16 protein-coding genes and 1 tRNA gene are annotated in these 17143 nt (G+C 72.9%); 8 read left to right on the top strand and 9 right to left on the bottom strand.

All coding sequences use genetic code 11. The features are described from left to right. The first annotated feature begins 54 nt into the window (after positions 1-54). From BM158_RS03575 to BM158_RS03560, 4 genes are all read left to right on the top strand, one after another. Positions 55-621: a PAS domain-containing protein gene (locus BM158_RS03575; protein WP_091554750.1), complete on the top strand. Its 567-nt coding sequence runs from the start codon at positions 55-57 to the stop codon at positions 619-621. Between the two features lies 1 nt (position 622). After that, positions 623-1576, top strand: a complete 954-nt coding sequence (locus tag BM158_RS22235; RefSeq protein ID WP_229827468.1) for a methyl-accepting chemotaxis protein — start codon at positions 623-625, stop codon at positions 1574-1576. A gap of 135 nt (positions 1577-1711) precedes the next feature. Next, the gene (locus tag BM158_RS03565) at positions 1712-2896 is read left to right on the top strand and encodes a phosphotransferase (RefSeq protein ID WP_165628826.1); all 1185 of its coding nucleotides are present in this window, start codon (positions 1712-1714) and stop codon (positions 2894-2896) included. 91 nt (positions 2897-2987) lie between these two features. Then, a complete protein-coding gene (locus BM158_RS03560; protein ID WP_091554745.1) occupies positions 2988-3332 on the top strand; it encodes a hypothetical protein in 345 nt (114 codons plus the stop codon). A gap of 108 nt (positions 3333-3440) precedes the next feature. Here BM158_RS03560 and BM158_RS03555 read toward each other — a convergent pair whose 3' ends face one another. From BM158_RS03555 to BM158_RS03545, 3 genes are read right to left on the bottom strand one after another with little or no spacing between them, the layout of a single operon-like run. Next, positions 3441-4088, bottom strand: coding sequence for a response regulator transcription factor (locus tag BM158_RS03555; RefSeq protein WP_278247557.1), 648 nt, complete (start codon positions 4086-4088; stop codon positions 3441-3443). 8 nt (positions 4089-4096) lie between these two features. Continuing rightward, entirely contained in the window at positions 4097-5620 is a 1524-nt protein-coding gene (locus BM158_RS03550; protein WP_229827470.1) for a sensor histidine kinase, read from the bottom strand. Continuing rightward, positions 5610-5918 carry a hypothetical protein gene (locus BM158_RS03545; RefSeq protein ID WP_091554740.1) on the bottom strand — a complete coding sequence of 103 codons (309 nt, stop codon included), beginning with the start codon at positions 5916-5918 and terminating at the stop codon, positions 5610-5612. Before BM158_RS03545 ends, BM158_RS03550 begins: the two co-directional genes overlap by 11 nt. A gap of 147 nt (positions 5919-6065) precedes the next feature. On the opposite strand from BM158_RS03545, the gene BM158_RS03540 reads away from it, so the two are divergent. Next, the gene (locus BM158_RS03540; RefSeq protein ID WP_165628825.1) at positions 6066-8726 is read left to right on the top strand and encodes a S8 family serine peptidase; all 2661 of its coding nucleotides are present in this window, start codon (positions 6066-6068) and stop codon (positions 8724-8726) included. Here BM158_RS03540 and BM158_RS03535 read toward each other — a convergent pair. After that, positions 8723-9346: a methyltransferase domain-containing protein gene (locus tag BM158_RS03535; protein WP_091554737.1), complete on the bottom strand. Its 624-nt coding sequence runs from the start codon at positions 9344-9346 to the stop codon at positions 8723-8725. The two genes, BM158_RS03540 and BM158_RS03535, sit on opposite strands and share 4 nt — an antisense overlap. A gap of 73 nt (positions 9347-9419) precedes the next feature. On the opposite strand from BM158_RS03535, the gene BM158_RS03530 reads away from it, so the two are divergent. Then, positions 9420-9493 (top strand) — tRNA-Gly (locus BM158_RS03530). A gap of 1231 nt (positions 9494-10724) precedes the next feature. On the opposite strand, the gene BM158_RS03525 is transcribed toward BM158_RS03530, so the two are convergent. The 4 genes from BM158_RS03525 to BM158_RS03510 all read right to left on the bottom strand — a co-directional run bounded on the left by BM158_RS03525 (position 10725) and on the right by BM158_RS03510 (position 14932). Continuing rightward, entirely contained in the window at positions 10725-12857 is a 2133-nt protein-coding gene (locus BM158_RS03525; protein ID WP_131801963.1) for a BbrUII/HgiDII family restriction enzyme, read from the bottom strand. Further along, the gene (locus BM158_RS03520) at positions 12854-13927 is read right to left on the bottom strand and encodes a DNA cytosine methyltransferase (RefSeq protein WP_091554733.1); all 1074 of its coding nucleotides are present in this window, start codon (positions 13925-13927) and stop codon (positions 12854-12856) included. The genes BM158_RS03525 and BM158_RS03520 overlap by 4 nt, the downstream gene beginning before the upstream one ends. Further along, positions 13924-14454, bottom strand: coding sequence for a very short patch repair endonuclease (locus BM158_RS03515; RefSeq protein WP_091554731.1), 531 nt, complete (start codon positions 14452-14454; stop codon positions 13924-13926). Before BM158_RS03515 ends, BM158_RS03520 begins: the two co-directional genes overlap by 4 nt. Positions 14455-14719: 265 nt before the next feature. Then, positions 14720-14932, bottom strand: a complete 213-nt coding sequence (locus BM158_RS03510; protein WP_091554728.1) for an Lsr2 family DNA-binding protein — start codon at positions 14930-14932, stop codon at positions 14720-14722. A gap of 27 nt (positions 14933-14959) precedes the next feature. Here BM158_RS03510 and BM158_RS03505 point away from each other — a divergent pair, with 27 nt between their 5' ends. Further along, positions 14960-15187, top strand: coding sequence for a hypothetical protein (locus BM158_RS03505; RefSeq protein WP_091554727.1), 228 nt, complete (start codon positions 14960-14962; stop codon positions 15185-15187). 194 nt (positions 15188-15381) lie between these two features. Here the strand turns inward: BM158_RS03505 and BM158_RS03500 are convergent, their stop codons facing one another. Next, positions 15382-15663, bottom strand: a complete 282-nt coding sequence (locus tag BM158_RS03500; protein ID WP_091554726.1) for a hypothetical protein — start codon at positions 15661-15663, stop codon at positions 15382-15384. A gap of 1255 nt (positions 15664-16918) precedes the next feature. On the opposite strand from BM158_RS03500, the gene BM158_RS03495 reads away from it, so the two are divergent. Beyond that, entirely contained in the window at positions 16919-17140 is a 222-nt protein-coding gene (locus BM158_RS03495; RefSeq protein WP_207506140.1) for an excisionase family DNA-binding protein, read from the top strand. Positions 17141-17143 lie beyond the last annotated feature (3 nt).

The raw sequence follows: 17143 nt of genomic DNA, 5'->3' as shown, positions 1-17143 counted from the left end.
GAACCCCTCCGTCCGATGACGGAGGCGACTCCCCACCCGAGACGAGGCGGACGCATGACCACGCTGGAGGCACCGGCCCGCGGCCGGACCCCCGTACGACCCACCGGCGTCGAGCGCAGCTTCGGCGCCGACGAGCTGATCGTCTCCAAGACCGACCGCCGCGGCGTCATCACCTACGCCAACGACGTGTTCTGCCGCGTGGGCGCCTACGCCCTCGACGAGGTCATCGGCCAGCCGCACAACCTCATCCGGCACCCCGACATGCCGCGCGCGGTGTTCGCGCTGCTGTGGGACACCATCTCCGCCGGCCAGGAGCTGTTCGCCTACATCAACAACCTGGCCAAGGACGGCGCGAACTACTGGGTGCTCGCCCACGTCACGCCCTCCTTCGACGAGCGCGGCCAGATCGTGGGCTACCACTCCAACCGCCGCCGCCCCTCCCCCGGCGCGCTGGCCCAGGTGCGCCCGCTCTACACCGCACTGCTGGACGAGGAGCGCCGCCACCCCACCGCCCGCGCGGCCGTGGCCGCCTCGTCGGAGCTGCTCACCCGGCTGGTGGCCGAGCGGGCCGCCAGCTACGAGGACCTGATCTGGTCGATCATCGGCGCCGAGGAGAACTGACGTGTCCCTGCTGTCCCGCGGCGGGTCCTCCGCCGACGCCGCCGAGCTCGCCGTCTACCGCGCCTTCGTGCGCCAGCTGACCCAGGACCTGGCCGCAGCCGCCCGCGGCGACCTCGAGGCCCGCGCCGTCCCCGTGCCCGGCTCGGCCGACGTCCCCGAACTGGTCGCGCTGCGCGACGAGGTCAACCGGGTCCTCGACGTCTCCGACGCCTTCGTCCGCGAGGCCAGCGCCTCGCTGACCTCGGCCTCGGAGGGCCGCTACCACCGCAAGGTGCTCCTCACCGGCCTGCCCGGCTCCTTCCGCCGCAGCGCGGCCACCATCAACGACGCCCGCGACGCGATGAAGGCCTCCGCCGGCCGGGTCGACGCCGCCGCGGCCTCCCGCCTGGAGCTGGCCGACGAGTTCGAGTCGGTCGTGCTCTCCACGTCCGAGGGCGTGGCCACCGCCGCCACCGAGCTGTCGGCCACCGCCGCAGGCCTCACCGGCGCGGCCGGGGCCGCCAGCACCGAGGTCGACGCCGCCCGCGGCACCATCGACTCCCTCACCCGCTCCTCCCAGGAGATCGCCCAGGTCATCGCGCTCATCGAGAGCGTCGCCGGGCAGACCCGGCTGCTCGCCCTCAACGCCACCATCGAGGCCGCCCGCGCCGGAGAGGCCGGCCGCGGCTTCGCCGTGGTGGCCAGCGAGGTCAAGGACCTGGCCGACCAGACCGGCCGGGCCACCGAGAAGGTCACCGAGCAGGTCGCGGCCATCCAGGCCTCCTGCGACGACGTGGCCGCGGTGATGAGCTCGGTCGGCGACACCGTGCTGGCCATGACCGGGCTGGTCGAGGGCATCGCGGCCGCCGTCGACGGCTCCGCCTCCCTCGCCGGGGCCGACCAGACCGGCCTGTCGCGGCTGGCCGAGCAGCTCAGCTCCGAGATGACCGGCTTCCTGGCGGCCATGCGCCAGTGACCGGTGACCCCGGGTATCGGAAGCTCCACCCCGCCGATCCGGCCCGATGGGTCGGGTGAAGCTTCCGATACCTGGATGAGGGATCCCTCATCCAGCGCTCACCGGGTCGTCATCGCGCCGGCGCAGGGTCGCGCGGTGACCTCCCTGCTCGCCCCCGCCGCCGGTCCCGCCCTCGCCGAGCGCTGGCCGCCGTCCCTGCAGCTGCTGCTCGGCGAGCCCGCGGTCGACCTCTGGACGGCGGCGCTGGCGCCCTCGGGTGCCTCGTTGCGCGCGCTGCGGGCGACGTCGGTGTCGCTGCGGGCCGACGGCGCGGCCACCGTGCAGTACGCCGCGCAGCTGGTCGACGCCGCGGGCCGGCCGCTCGGGGACACCCTGGCCGCCACCACCGGCAGCCGGATCCCGGCCGGTGCGGCGGTGCTGTCCGACGGCGCCGGCACCGACGTCGGGCTGTGGCGCTGGCCGCACGACCCCGCCCTGCCGGCGCTGGCCCGGGCGACGTCGGCGGCCGCCGTCCGCTCGTGGCTGCCCTCGCTCGGCGTGCCCGCGCAGGGCGCCCGGCTGCGGCTGCGCGCCTACCGGCCCAGCCGGCGCGCGGTGGTGGAGGTGCAGGCCCCGGGCGGGCGGTGGTTCGTCAAGGTGGTCCGCCCGGCCGAGGTCGACGGGCTCGTGGGGCGGCACCGGCTGCTGGCCGGGCTGCCGGTGCCCGAGGTGCTCGCCGCGGCCGACGACGGCGTGGTGGTGCTGGCCGAGCGGCCCGGGACGCCGGTGCGCGCCGTCCTCGACGACCCGCAGGCCCGCCCGTCGGCCGCCGTCCTCACCGACCTGCTGGACCGGCTGCCGGCCGCGCTGGCCGACCGGGCGCCGGTGCGCGGCCCGCTGGAGCGGGCCGCCGGGCACGCGGCCGTGCTGGGCCTGGTGGTGCCGCACCTGCGCCCCCGGCTGACCGCGCTGGCCAACGCCCTGGCTGCGGCCGACCCGGGCGAGCACCCGCTCGTGCCGGTGCACGGCGACCTGTACGAGGCCCAGCTGCTGCTGGCCGACGGCCAGGTCAGCGGCCTGCTCGACGTCGACGGCGCCGGTGCCGGGCACCGGGTCGACGACCTGGCGAACCTGCTGGGCCACCTGGCCGTGCTGGGCGCGCACGGCTACCGGCGGGAGCTCGCCGCTGCGCTGCCCTGGCCCCCGGAGCAGCTCGCCCCGCGGGTGGCCGCCGTGGTGCTGGGCCTGGCCACCGGCCCGTTCCGGGTGCAGGGCCGGGGGTGGCCGCAGGCGACCGAGGCCCGGCTCGCGCTGGCCGAGGAGCTGCTCGCGGGCGGATGAGAGAGCGCTCACCGAGCTCTCCTCGGCACCTCACCGGGCGTGGCGATGGTGGTCCCTGTCAGCAGATGAGCCCGACCGAGGAGGACCCGAGATGAACCGCCCCGCCACCTGGAAGACCGTCACCTTCGGCATCGCCCTGACCGGCCTGGGCATCGCCGGCGCCGGTGTCGCCGCCGCGGACGACGACGTCCCCGCCGGCCAGCAGACCGCCGTCACCGACGTCGCCGGCGACGACACCCCCGACGGCACGCCCGACGACGCAACCCCCGACACCCAGACCCCCGACGACGCGACCCCGGACAACACGCCCGACGACGCCACCCCGGACGACGCGACCCCGGACGACGCGACGCCCGACACGGCGACGCCCGACACCACCCCGGACGACGCCACTCCGGACATCGCGACCCCGGACGACACCACGCCCGACGACTGATCCCTGCTCCCCGAGCGGGAGTTGATCATCGTCATCCGCAGCTGGGACGCGCCGATCGCCGGCGTGTCCCAGCTGCGCGTTCCGATGATCGACAACGGGGAGGCGGGCTCAGACCAGCCGGTAGCCCATCCCCCGCACCGTCTCGATCCGCGCCGCACCCAGCTTCTTGCGCAGGTACCGCACGTAGACGTCCACCACGTTGGAGCCGGGGTCGAAGTCGTAGCCCCACACGTGCGAGAGCAGCTGCTCGCGGGCCAGCACCTGGCCGGGGTGCCGCAGGAAGGTCTCGGCCAGGGCGAACTCCCGGGCCGAGAGGTCCACGGTGCGGCCGTCGACGTGGGCGCGGCGGGTGCGCAGGTCCAGCGACAGGTCGCCGGCGGTGAGCACGGTCAGCTCGCCGCCGGACCGGTCGGGGGCCAGCCGCAGCCGCACGCGGGCCAGCAGCTCCTCGAACCGGAAGGGCTTGGCCATGTAGTCGTCGGCGCCGCCCTCGAGCCCGGCGACGGTGTCGGTGACGGAGTCGCGCGCGGTGAGGACGACGACCGGGATGGTGCACCGCTCGGCGCGCAGGGCCCTGAGCACCGCGAACCCGTCCAGCACCGGCAGGCCGATGTCGAGCACCATCAGGTCGTGCTCGCCGCTGCGGGCGGCGTCGCGGGCGGCCAGGCCGTCGCCGACGACGGTCACGGTGAACCCGTTGGCCCTGAGGCCCTTCTCCACGAACGAGGCGATGCGCGGCTCGTCCTCGGCGACCAGGATCCGGCTCAGGGGGTGCCTCCAGCGGGGTGCGGGTCCTCGGCGGTGGCCGAGGCGTCGTCGACGGTGCCGTCTGCGGTGTCGGCGGGCGGCGCGAGGTGGGCGGGGAGCACGAGGGAGAAGGTGGCGCCGCGGCCGGGCACGGAGTCCAGCGCGACCCGGCCCCCGTGCGCGGCGGCGATGGCGCTGACGATGGCCAGGCCCAGCCCGGCGCCGTCGCTGCGCCGCTGCCCGGCCTGCCCGCGGCCGAAGCGCTCGAAGACCCGTTCCCGGTCCTCGGGGGCCACGCCGGGTCCGCTGTCGGCGACCCAGAGGCGCAGCTCGCCGTCGACGAGGCGGCTGCCCAGGCCGATGCGGTCGCCGGGGCCGGTCACGTGGACGGCGTTGTCGGCCAGCGCGACGACGGCCTGGGTGACCCGCTGCGGGTCGAGGACGGCGTCGACGTCGGCGGCGGACTCCAGCACCCACTCGCGGTCGCCGAGGCGCTGCACCTTGCGGGCGACCTCGGCGGTGAGGGCGGCGACGTCGACCGGGTGCGGGCGCACGAACGCGGGCTGCTCGGCGCGGGCGAGCAGGAGCAGGTCGCTGACGATGCGGTTCATCCGGTCGAGCTCGTCGTCGACGAGGGCCACGGTGCCGCGGACGTCGTCGGGGTCGGCCGGGTCGAGCACCTCGAGGTGGCCGCGGACGATGGTGATCGGCGTCCGCAGCTCGTGGCCGGCGTCGTCCAGGAACCGGCGCTGGGCGGCCACCCCGGACTCCACCCGGTCGAGCATCGCGTTCACCGACCGGCCGAGGTCGGCGAGCTCGTCGCCGGGGCCGTCGGCGACCTCGATCCGGCCGGACAGGTCGGTCTCGGTGATGCTGTGCGCGGTCGCCGCGACGTCGCGGACCGGCCGCAGGATCCGGCCCGCCACCACCCAGGCGCCACCGGCCGCGGCCAGCGACGTCAGGCCGCCGACCAGCAGCATCAGCCGGGCGGTGGAGTCGGCGGCCTCGCGCTCGAGGTCGGCGAAGAACGCCGCGACGACGACGCCGCTGCCCGGGGCGCCGGCCAGGGAGACCGGGACGGCGACGTAGAGCACCTCGCCGGCCCCCGAGGCGTAGCTGCCCGAGCGGGACTCCGTCACCGACCCGACCAGCGCGGTGAACCGGGCGTCGTCGGACAGCCGCACCGGCGCCTCGACCCGGCTCTGGTAGCGGTAGGCGCCGTCGACGTAGGCCAGGAACTTCTCGTTGGGCCGCGCCTGGTTGTAGGTCAGCACGGCGGAGAGGACGTCGTCGACTGAGGCGAACGCGGCGCCGGTGCGCGGGTCGATGCCGGTGTCGACCAGCTGCCGGAACTCGACGACCTCGGCCTGCAGGGAGGCCGCCATCCGCTCGTCGGTCTCGGCGACCAGCAACCGCCAGGTCACCACCACGACCGCGGCGAGGGAGAGCAGGACCAGCAGCAGGACCCAGCCGATGATCCGGGTGCGGGCAGCACGGGGCGCCCACCGTCGCCGGCCCCGGCTGCTGCGCTCAGTCCTCACCGTCGTCGTCAACGTCGTCCGGGTCGTCGGTGTCCCCGTCGTCGTCGGAGTCGTCGTCATCGTCGTCGTCCTCGGGCGGGGCCGGGGGGACGACGTCGGTGGGGCCGGGCTGCGGCGCCGGCGGCGACGGGACGGCGGACGACGGCGGCGGCACCGCGGTGGGCACCGGGACGCTGATCGGCGCCGGCACCTCCCCCACGCCGGTGGCGGCCGGGCGCAGCGCCGTCCAGCCCAGCACAACGACGGTGACCGCCACGACGGTGGCGAGCACCGCGAGCAGGGCGGACCGGGGGCGCACGGCACCAGCGTCGCGGCGCGCGGTGGCCGGCCGGTGAGACGCGGATGAGAGCTCTCTCATCCGGACGGGTGGGACCGCTCCGGTCCGGGCCCCCCGCGGTCGATGACCTGCCCGAGGTGTGCACCGGCACACCGTGGGAGGACACCCGTGGGCACCAGCTGGACCGCCGACCGCCGGCTCGTCGCGGTGGGCATGGCCGCGACCGTGGTGGTCGGGTTCGCCGCCGCGGCGGTGGCCGACACCCTCCGCCTGCCCGACGTCCCCGTCGCCGTCGCCGACGACTACGGCCCCGGGGACGGGCTGAGCCGCTGGGTGCTGGGCACCGCCGACCCCGCCGCGCTGGTCACCGCCGCGACGGCGACGCCCGGCGTGGTCAACGCCCAACCGCTGTTCGACGGCGGAGTGCTCGTCGCCACCGACACGGCCGGGCCGTCGGTGCTCGCCGCCATCCCCGGGGTGACCTCGGTGGAGCCGTCGGTGTCCGTGCCGGTGATGGCCGACCCCACCGACCCGTACTGGTCGAGCTACGGCTGGAACCTGGAGAACACGGGCAGCAACTTCTACAACCAGAGCGGTGTCCGGGACGCCGACGTCGACGCCACGGCGGGGTGGGCCGCCACGACCGGGAGCGGCACCGTCATCGCCGTCGTCGACACCGGGTTCGACTCCGACCACCCCGACCTGGTCGGGTCGCTGTGGTCCAACCCCAACGAGCCCTGCGGGTCGGTCGACACCGACGGGAACGGCAAGGCCGGCGACTGCCACGGCTGGAACTTCACGACGGGGACCGCCGACGTCGACAACGGCGCGAACGGCACCCACGGCACCAACGTGGCCGGGGTGGCCGCCGCGCGGGCCGGGAACGCCGAGGGCTCGGCCGGGGTGGCACCGGACGCCCAGATCATGCCCCTGGTCATCGGCAGCGGGCAGAACGTCGACGTCAACCTGGGCGTCCAGGCGATCCGGTACGCGGTGGACCACGGGGCGGACGTCATCAACGCGTCCTGGGGCGGCGCCTTCTCCGGTTCGGCGCTGGCCGCCCTGCAGTCGGCCATCGACTACGCCGGGGACAACGGCGTCCTCGTGGTGGCCGCGGCCGGCAACGACTCGGGCGACCGGGACAGCAACGCCCTCTACCCCGCGTCGCTCGCCGACCCGGCGCTCGTCACCGTCGGGAGCTCGACGGCGTCGGACACGCTGTCGTCCTCGTCGGCCTACGGGGCGACCTCCGTCGACCTCGTGGCACCGGGCAACCTGGTCTTCACCACGTGGAACGACGGCGGGTACCGGCTCGTGGGCGGCACCTCGATCGCCGCCCCCGAGGTGGCCGCGGCCGTGGCGATGTACCGCAGCCTCATGCCCACGGCCACTGCCGCGGAAATCAAGCAGGCGCTGCTGGACGACGTCGACCCGGTGCCGGCGCTGACCGGCCGGTCGGTGACCGGCGGCCGGCTGAGCCTGGACGGCCTCGCCGCGCTGGGCAGCCAGCAGGTGGGTTGGACCTTCACCGGCATGACCGGCGCGCCCGGCCCGCTGAGCCCGTCGCTGGCCAGCAGCACCGACCTGCCGGCCGGTGACTACACGGCCGTCCTCGGGTTGGGCATGCGGCTGGGCCAGGTGTACGCGGTGTCCGGCCAGCAGCTCGTCGTGGGCGGCAGCACGCTGACCACGGACGACACCGGCACCGTCGCCGTCCCGCTGGGCACCCGCGGGCCGGGCTCGGGGACGCTGGTCCTGGCTCCCTCGACCACGTTGACCGAGGGCCGGTACGTGCTCACCGTCCAGCTCCTGCAGGACGGCACCCCGCTCGGCCGGGCCTCGGCCGCGCCGCTGACCGTCGCTACGGCGCCGGCACCGACCCCCGCGCCCACCACGGGTGCGGGCCCGACGTCCGCCCCGACCACCGGTGCGGCACCGACCTCGGGTGCGGCCCCGACCGGCACCGGGACGGCGGCCCCCACCACGGCGGGGCCGACGGGCGCCGGGCCCACGGGTGCCGGGCCGACCGGTGCGGCGCCGACGTCCTCCGTCCCGACCGCCGGGCCGACCGGCGCGGGCCCGACCGGGTCCGGACCGACCGGCGCGGCACCCACCTCGGCCACCCCCACCACGGCCGGGCCCAGCACCGCCCCGACCGCCGGACCCACCGGGTCCGGCCCGACCGGCGCTGCCCCGACCACGGGCTCCGCGCCCACGACGGCCGCCCCGACCACCGCCCGCCCCGTGCCCACGGGTGCGGCGCCGACGACCACGACGCCCCGGGCCACCGCCTCCCCGACCGGTGCGTCACCGGTGCCGACGGTGCCGCCGGGCGGGTCCACGGTCTACCCCGGGGTCGGCGACTTCCGGGTGACCTCGGTCAGCCCCAACCGGGTCGACGCCGCCGGCGGTGCCGCGGTGACCGTGCGCGGGACGTTCACCGCGGAGCCGCGGGTGCTGGTCGGTGACTCGGGCGTGGGAACCGTCCTGTCCTGGTCGTCGACCCAGGTGGTGTTCAGCGCCCCGGCTCGGGTGCCCGGGGTCTACGACCTGGTGCTCTCCACCCCCGGTGGTGGTCTGCGCTCGGAGCTGTCCAGGGCGCTGACGTACGTGTCCTCGAGCGGCTCGGCCGGCCCGACGTCGGCGCCCAGCACCACGGCGGCGCCGTCGACCGCACCGGTGCCCAGCGGCCCTCCGGCGCCGTCCGGCCCGGTAGTCATCACCGGACCCGGCGGCCAGAAGCTGGTGGTGACGGCGTTCTTCAGCGGGCTGCCGGCGTCACTGTGGTCGGTGGACTGCTCGTCGTCCTGCGCGGGGACGCTCGTCTAGCGGCGGCGGGCGGTGACCGCCCACAGGGGGTCACCGGGCCCGGGCGGGGTGCGCAGCTCCACCCGGGGCTCGTCGAACCCGCCGGCCCGGCGCAGCAGCTCGGCCACCAGCGGCCCGTGCTGCTCGTCGGAGGTGGCCAGCCACCCGTGCACGGCCTTGGTCGGGAAGCAGCGGTTGGAGAAGGTGATCGCGACGACGCCGCCGGGGTGCAGCACCCGCGCGGCCTCGGCCAGCACCTCGATCGGCCGGGTCAGGTAGTCCACCGAGACGCAGCAGACGACCGCGTCGACGTCGGCGTCCGGCAGCGGGATCCGCGGGTCGGCGTTCAGGTCGTGCACGATGCGCTGCGTGGCGGCCGGGTTCGCGTCGAGCTCGGCGGCGTTCATGCCGAGGACGACGAGCTCGGCGGGCGGGGTCTCGAAGTGGGAGACCCACGACGACATCAGGTCCAGCGCGCGGCCGGTGATGCCCAGCTCGGTGTACAGCGCACCGACGGCGGCGATCGCCCGGTCGTCGATGTGGGTGACCAGCCGTTCAGGGGCGTAGAAGACGTCGTCCGGGCGGTCGTCGTCCCGGGCGAAGAAGCCGGGCGGGAAGCCGTCGTAGAGGTCGCTCGTCACCCGCTGATCCTGCGGTGGTGCAGGGGGCCCCGCCAGGCGTGGCGGGCGCTGCGGTAGTGTTCGGGCGCACCTCGCGGGTGTAGTTCAATGGTAGAACATCAGCTTCCCAAGCTGACAGTGCGAGTTCGATTCTCGTCACCCGCTCCATACAAAACCGCAGGTCAGAGCCTTATTCCGAAGATCATTCCGGGCTGCTGAGCATGGTCATTCATGACCTACGACCCCCTCTGTGACCTAACTTCGCTCCCACTTAGGTCATGACTAGGTCACGCCGGGCCCGTCGATGGCACCGCCGACGTCACCCCTGTCCGGTGCGGCCGGTGGGTCCTGCGCCCGTCTGCTCACCTGCGGCACCCGAGCAGCACCCGCTCCGGCGCGTCTCGTCGAAGCTTCGGCCCGACACGGGCGGGCGGCGGCGACGCCTCCAACACCCGGGCGGCCTGTCACCCCATGGAGGAGCGATCAGGTGTCGATTCCGACGTGGCCGTACGTCAGGGTGGTGGCAGCGGCCTCAACGCATGCCTCGGCGAACTATGTGACCAACGCACCGACTACGGACACGGAATCTGGCTCGTAAAGCGCCCTGTGAGCTGCGCAGATGCCGGAGGCGGAGGGGTGACAGATCCATGCGAGGCCCCGCATTGGGGACCGGACAGAGATAACAGTGTCCGTCGTCCGGCCCGTCGACGCCGGTCCGACGTCACCACATGCCAGGACGTCACCCCGACAAGCAGCCCTCAAGACAGCCAATTGCGGACGGACGCCTCTGCCGATCCCGCCGGGCCTGGTCCCCAGCTAGTCCGAGTTTATTGGGCGGTGAGCACGACGGTGTCGAGCCGTGCGCTGGCCAGGGCGGCATCGTCGTTCACCTACCAGCACGCCGCCGAGCGCCGCGACGCCGAGGTGGCTGCCCGACTCGGTCGCCTGGCAGCCACCTGGCACCGCCCGCCTGCGGCAGCCGGGCGGCCCCGCGAAGGCGTGAAGCTCAGGGCACGACCACGCTCAGTCCGTCCAGGACGCATGCAGGCTTGCTGCCGTCCTCGATCTCCACGGTCGTCCGGGCCAGCACCCGCTGCCCCACGCCGGTCGGGGTGACCGACACCAGCTCGACCCCGGCCCGTACACGACCCGATCTGCACGCAACGCCGCCCGCCAACGACGCTCACCCCGCTAGACCGGAGGAAGCCAGAGATCTGCATGGCCGCCCCGGCCGGGCCATCTATAGCAGGAGGCGTGCTTGCGCTCCCGACTCCCCTGGTCGCGGGTCGGCCGTCTAGGGCGTGCTGTCCGACGTCGGCTGAACCCCTTGTGGATTGATCGTCAACGTTGTCGAGCGGGCGGGGGTTGCCTGAGGCGTGCGGCCCGACGGGAAGGCGGTCTACTCGCTTTCGGCCTGATCGAGGCTGGCCATTAGCTTGTCGAGGTCCCGCGCTTTGTCGCTGGCTTCGAGGTATTCCTGGTACTGGTGCTCGGCGTTGTTGATGAGTGCCTCGTACAGGACGTACCGCCCGTTCATGCCCTTGAGCATGTCGTGGATGTGCTCATCAGCCGTCTGCCGGGAGGTCTTGGTCGGCGTCCTGGGTGGGGTCCCCAGGACGAAGATCACCTCGATGTCCCGGTCGGGACGCTGCCTCTGCTCGAGGATGCTGTCGAGGGCGTTGAAGTACTTCAGGCCCTGGGTCTGCAGGTCGGTCACGGTGGGGCGGGCGCTACTGCGCTTGAGTTCCACGATGACGTGTCGGCCGCTGCTGGTGGCGTACCTGATGTCGATGCGGCCGGTGATCTCGTCCCCCTGCTCGCCGCGGGCGAACAAGCCGGGATGGATGTCTCGGAGGTTCTCCTCCATCTTGCCGCCCACCGATGCCCGTTCCCAGGAGGCGTCAAGCAGCCACAGGTTGTCGAACAGGTGCTTGTGGACGACCTTCTCCTTCTCGTCGCTGCGTGTGATGGAGCGGAAGGTGGAGATGGCCTCGACCCGGGAGCGCAGGATGTCAACCCACAGGCCGGCTTCGTATGCCTCCTGGCTGCCCAATAACGGCAACAAATCAGCGGCCTGCAGCCCGCCGAGCTCTTCCAGGCGACCCAGCTGGGCGGCGGTGTCCCGCAGCCCGATCCGCTCGAACGCCAGTACACCTGACCGGAAAAGTGTGGCCCGGTCAGCGGCTTCGGTCTTCTTCTCTAGTGCCAGGGCAGCGATGGTCCCAATCATGGTCTTGGCCGCTTCCTGCTGGCCGGTGGGGCGCGCCTCGACCCAGTCCTTGAGGGCAGGGAAGCGCCCGAGGACGTCCTGGGCCTCTTTCTTGGGCCGGTGCTCGCTCCACTGGTCCGAGGCCTTCACGAAGGCTTCGCGGAGGAACTTCTGGAGGGCGATAACCCGTTCGTCGTCCTCGATGAGACGCTGCCGGTCACTGGTGGCGATGTCGCCGTAGTCGCCGTCGAGGTCAAGGAAGTCCGCCTCGACCTGACCGGTGACGTAGTTGCCGAAGATCCGACTGAAGTCCAGCTTCTCGATGATGCCTTCCTGGATGGGGCGCCCCCGGGCCAGGACGATGATGTTCTTCAGCGAGCCGGCTTCCTCGTCGTCGGTGAGGTCGGTGGGCCTGCGTGCGGTGCCGATCCAGCCGCGTACCTTCCAGCCTTCCGAGGAGGAGACGGTGTCGGGCAGATCGAACCTGGTGATGCCGGTCGGCAGCACCTCACCAGGCATCCGGTCCTCACCGAACTCCCAGACGAACTCCAGCTTCTTGAGCTCCTGCCGGTCGGCGTAGGTGATGTTCTTGGCGTCGATGGCGATGTAGAACCCCCCCTCCTCGGGCGGGGTCTGGTGCAGCACGTCGAACCTGCGTGCCAGCCGCTTGCGTAGGGCCGTTGCGGTCAGGTCGGCGCGCTTGTGCTTGAGGTCCTCGAGCACGATGACCGTCCCCCGGCGTGCGTACTCCTTGGGGACGTTGACGGGCAGTGGGTGGTAGGGCTCGCCCGCACGGATGGCCTCCTCCAGGGCCGGGACCTTGATCTGGAGGCCGTTGCTCGTCTGGTCCTTGGTCGAATAGACCGTGACGGTCTCGGCGATGGAGAAGACCGATAGCTTGCCGATGCCCTTGCGGCCCATGTAGGGGCGCTCCCACCGCGGGGAGACCAGGCCCTCGGTAAGGCGCTTCTTGTATCCGACCTTGAGGAACCTGTCGTTGAGTTCCTGCCTGGTCATGCCGGCGCCGTCGTCGGCCACGACGACCTTGCTGCCGTGGTTCTTCCAATCGATGGCCACCAGCGTGGAGTCGGCGTCGTAGGCGTTGGCCACCAGCTCGGAGAGCACTGCGGCGGCGTTGCTGTACAGGTTGATGCCCAGCGCCTCCAGGACGGAGAGGTCCACGGTCATCGAGTACAGGTGACCGTCGTCGTCCGGGAGCAGCTCCGCCGACGGGGCCGCTGCGGCGGGGGGCTCGGGGGCTGCGGATGCGGCGGGCTTCTGGCGGGCGGCGACGTTCCGGCCTCGTCCACGGCGGGGGGTCACGGGGCGTCTGCCTGGCGGCCCGCGGTGTGCAGCGCGACGTGCTCGACGATCGCGGCGCCGACGGCGGCCGCGATCGGCGGGGGGACGGCGTTGCCGATGAGCCGGCCCAGGTGATTGAACCGGGCATCGCCGCCCTCGCGGACGAACTGGTAGTCCTGCGGGAACCCCTGCAACATCGCGGCCTCCCGGAGTGTGAGGGCCCGGTCCTGGTCGGGGTGACCGAATCGTCCTGTCCCGTAGTTGTAGGCCATCGTGGTGATGGTCGGGGAGGGCTTGTCCCACTCCATGCGCGCGTACACGTTGCGGAAGGTGGACCCGCTGGCCTTGCGGTGACAGGGCGCACGCAGCTCCTCGGGCCAGTCTTGCCACGAGCCGCCGGGCTTGGACGCCTGCAGCCGGCGGATGTTCACCTCGGTGAGCGCCCGGGCCTTGTGCAGCGGGTCAGCAGCGTCGACGCCGCCGGCGACGACTGCCGGAAGCTCGCCGATGGTGTCGCGCACCGTGCGGGGTGCACGATGGCGCAGCGGCCCGTCGGGGACCTTGAGCGGGCCGAGCAGGGAGGCGAGCAGGACCAGTCGCCGCCGGCCCTGGGGCAGCCCGTAGTGCAGCCCGTTGCAGCTGCGCCAGTCCACGGAGTACCCGGCGGCCCGCAGCCCCTCGACGAACTCGGTGAACACCCCGGCGTTGCCGATCCGCGGTACGTTTTCCATCGTCACGACCTCGGGGCGAGTGTCGGCCACCAGGCGCCCGAACTCAGCCAGCAGCGGCCACTGCTCCTCGGAGGTGGTGTCGACGCCGCGGCGGTAGGGCGAGAAGGGCTGGCAAGGCGCACAGCCGGCGAGCACCCGCACCGCGCCTGGCTGCCAGATGCGGTTGAGTTGGGCTGCGGTGACGTCGCGGACATCCTGTTCGAGGAACGGGGCCTCGATGTTGACTTCGAAGGGGTAGCTGCATGCCGGGTCGACGTCAATGCCCCCGGCGACCGGGATTCCGGCCTGCCGCAGGCCCTCGGACAGTCCTCCTGCCCCGCAGAACAGGTCGATTGCTGTGATGGATTGCCCGGCGCTCACGCCGCCCCCTCGTTCGATGCCCGGTCACTCGATATTCTGTCGCCGCGCCTTGCTATGACTACTTTCCTCACGCGGTCAGCTACATCCTGGGGGTCTTCGTGCTCCCAGGCCCGCAACACCACCCAGCCGGCCTGTGTGAGGCGTTGATTAGTGTCTGCGTCCCGTCGCCGGTTGGCTTCTAGCTTGCTGTCCCACCAATCGGCGTTGCTGGCCGGCCGGGTGCCGTGCTGTGGACAGCTGTGCCAGAAGCAGCCGTCGATGTAAACCGCCACCCGAGCTGGCCCGAAGACCAGGTCAGCCCGGCGACGCATCCCCTTCAGCGGGGCCCGGTCGACGCGGTAGCGCAGCCCGACTGCGTGCAGCAGACGACGGACGGCGAGCTCGGGACCGGTGTCTCGGGCCCGCTGGGCTTGCATGCGGGAACGGACCGCCGGCGTACTCGCCGTCGAGGTGTCAGCAGTGGTCGTCCTCGGGGTCCTCCGCACGCTGCGCGGGCGTCCCGTCGCCTTCTGCCCGACGCTACCCATCTCGTCGTCAGCTTTGCAGACCCGGTAACCGCTTGGACAGCCCCTTTCCCGCCAGGCGGGCGGCGGCCGCGGTCCGCTCGGCCCTCCACCAGACCATGCGGGCGTTGTCCCGGGCCGCGAAGGCCCGCCACCACTCGGGCGCTGCAGCGTTCACTCAACTACAGCGGAACGCTGGCCTAGCTGGCGAGCTGACCGCCGAGCGTCAGACCGCCTCGGTGTCGGCGGCCCGCCTCGTGCAGTAGCCAACCCGCACCGGCCTACGAGGTCACGGGTGGGGACGGGGGGCGCGCTTGGATATCGCGCGCAGGACGTCGGGTGCCACCGCGACCGCCACGCCGCCGACGCGGCGCAGGCGGCTGATCATCTGCGCCCGGCGGTAGGCGTTGTAGAGCTCGGCGGCGATGGCGCCGCGGGAGCCGACGGGCTTACCCACCGCCCGTGCCCACGCGCGGATCGTCGCAGCGTCTGGACCTGCCATCGGGGTACTCCTGGAGGGGATGCGGGGGTGGCCTCGGCGACGCTACCGGGATTCGCGATGCAGGTGCTCGAGCGCGGTGTCGCACCGGGCGCGCAGGTCCTCGTTGACGTCGTCGAGGGCGGCCAGCCGCGCCAGGTCTCTCAGCGCCGGGTCACGCAGGTTCGGGGTGAGCAGGCAGCAGCGGCCGTGCGGGAGCCGGGCGAGGCCGGCATCGGCGGCGAGCTCGCGGGTTTGGGCACGGAGCAGCCGGCTTAGAGGTCAGCCAGCTGCTGGTGGGTGTCCATGCGGTCGGTCTCGTTGCGGATGCACGTCAGCCGCTCTTCGGTGAGGGCGATGACCTCGCGCATCTCGGGTGGTCAGCGTCGCCACCTGCATACCTGACCGCACTCCCCTACTCGACCTCGTCCGGCTGTCCAGTGTGGCCATCGGCGGGGCTGCGCTGCGCGGTCTTAAGCGCAGGGCTGGGGGGATCGGGCCTTCGACGTGCTCGACGGCGCCCTGAATACCCAGCAGCGCAGCCGCTCCTCCCCCACCTCGAGCTCGACGCCGACCGCGTCGGCGGTCCAGCGCTTGACCACCACGGTGGCGCGGATGTCGGTGTGCCCGAACTGCAGCCAGGCCAGCGCCCACATCGACCGACGCTCGGGCGTGATCGTCACCGGGCGGGTGCCCAGCTGCAGCTGCTCATCGGCCAGGGTCCGCAGCGGACCACGGCCGCGGGCCTGGGCCACCCGGCGCTCGTGGGCACGCCGCGCGCCGGCCTCTGGGCAGCGGCGATTAGTAACTCCCCCCCCCCCAGACTCGCACACGTGTTCGATGAAATGTGTTGGACTCGCACCCGCACCTGCCCGTCCTCGGTGCGGACGCCGACGATCGGGACGAGCACGCCGTGCTCGGCCACGCTGGCGACCAGGTCGGCGTCGACGGCGGCGGTATGCCGGACGTTCAGGTCGACCAGCAGCGTGCGCGGGTTGACCTCACACAGAGCTCCTGGCTGCCGATGGTCGGGGTGACGTGGGGGCGTTCGGTGGTGGTCATGACGGGCTCCTGTGGGGAGGCCAGGACGGGCTCAATCAAGATCAATTCTCTTGTGGTGGGCCCTCCGCTGGCACTCCCGGCCGCTACTTTTGGACGCTTAGGACCACACCCCCGCCTGTGGACGAGCACCTCCGCCAACGCCACTCCAGCTCATGCAAACCTCGCCGTCACCCGACCACCGATCCCGAACAGACAAAGCCGACACACCTCTTGCATCTTGGGTGTCGGCGACTTGTCGTGACACCTGCTTCTGATGCGCGACGCCTTTGCATCACATGCCAAGCCAACAAGCCCGCCGCGACCAGGAACGCCGACGTGAGCGCGAGCGCCGACGTCGAGCCGCCGTCGATCAGCATCAGGCGAGCGCAGCTGATGCCTCTGTGACGCCAGCTGGACCCGCCCCCGCAGAGGACCGCCGTCGGGCCGCCGTGAGCTGCGGATGGTGCCGTGGCCCCATCACCCCGAAGCCTCGGGGGCCGGTGCCGAAGTGGTGTTCAGCCTCCTGCCGGCAACGGGCTTGGGAGCAACGACGCGCCGCCTCGTCCGGTCTGAGCGCGGTCGAGGTCGTCGAACGCATCGTCCGCGTCCCCGCCACCCCACCCCGGCCGCAGCCACGCCGGGAGCCGAGGAACCGCGAGTGGAAAGGGCTGATCCGCGAGCTGACCCGTCAGGTCTCGGGACACCACGTCGACACCCCGTACCTGATCGGCATCGCCTACGAGCTCCGGTCCCTCATCGAGGCACTCGAGGACAGGGATGCGTGGAGCACCATCCGCTGGCGCGACCAACAGCGGCCCAGGTTCACCCGCGCCGACCCATACGACCCCGACCACCTACGTCACCCCGGCCGGGATGACACCTGGTGAACGGTCACGCCACCTGCTGAGCGCGACAGGCCACCGCACCCGCGATCCCGCACGGGTGAGCACCAGCGCCAGGAGGCAGCCCGTGACGACCGCCAGCAACCGCGCCGCCGACCGCCTGCACGACATCGACAGCGCGGCCGCCTACCTCCGGTGCGGGCGCCGCCTGGTCTACCGGCTCGTCGCTGAGCGCCGGCTCACCCACACCAAGGCCGGCCGCTCGCTGCGGTTCTGGCAGTCGGACCTCGACGCCTACCTCGACGCCGGGACCGTGCGCTCGACGGGCCCCTCCCCCACCGCGGTCTGACGG

The sequence above is a fragment of the Klenkia taihuensis genome (genome assembly GCF_900112525.1).
In the GTDB taxonomy this organism is placed as follows: Bacteria; Actinomycetota; Actinomycetes; order Mycobacteriales; family Geodermatophilaceae; genus Klenkia; species Klenkia taihuensis.
Note: the sequence above shows the minus strand (reverse complement) of the source record. Positions and strands in the feature narration are given on the sequence as shown.

Bases quoted from the DNA above. Each gene is read 5' to 3' on its own strand.
- BM158_RS03515 (WP_091554731.1), bottom strand. From the start codon at position 14,454: ATGGGTAGCGTCGGGCAGAAGGCGACGGGACGCCCGCGCAGCGTGCGG.
- BM158_RS03575 (WP_091554750.1), top strand. From the start codon at position 55: ATGACCACGCTGGAGGCACCGGCCCGCGGCCGGACCCCCGTACGACCC.
- BM158_RS03510 (WP_091554728.1), bottom strand. From the start codon at position 14,932: ATGGCAGGTCCAGACGCTGCGACGATCCGCGCGTGGGCACGGGCGGTG.
- BM158_RS03560 (WP_091554745.1), top strand. From the start codon at position 2,988: ATGAACCGCCCCGCCACCTGGAAGACCGTCACCTTCGGCATCGCCCTG.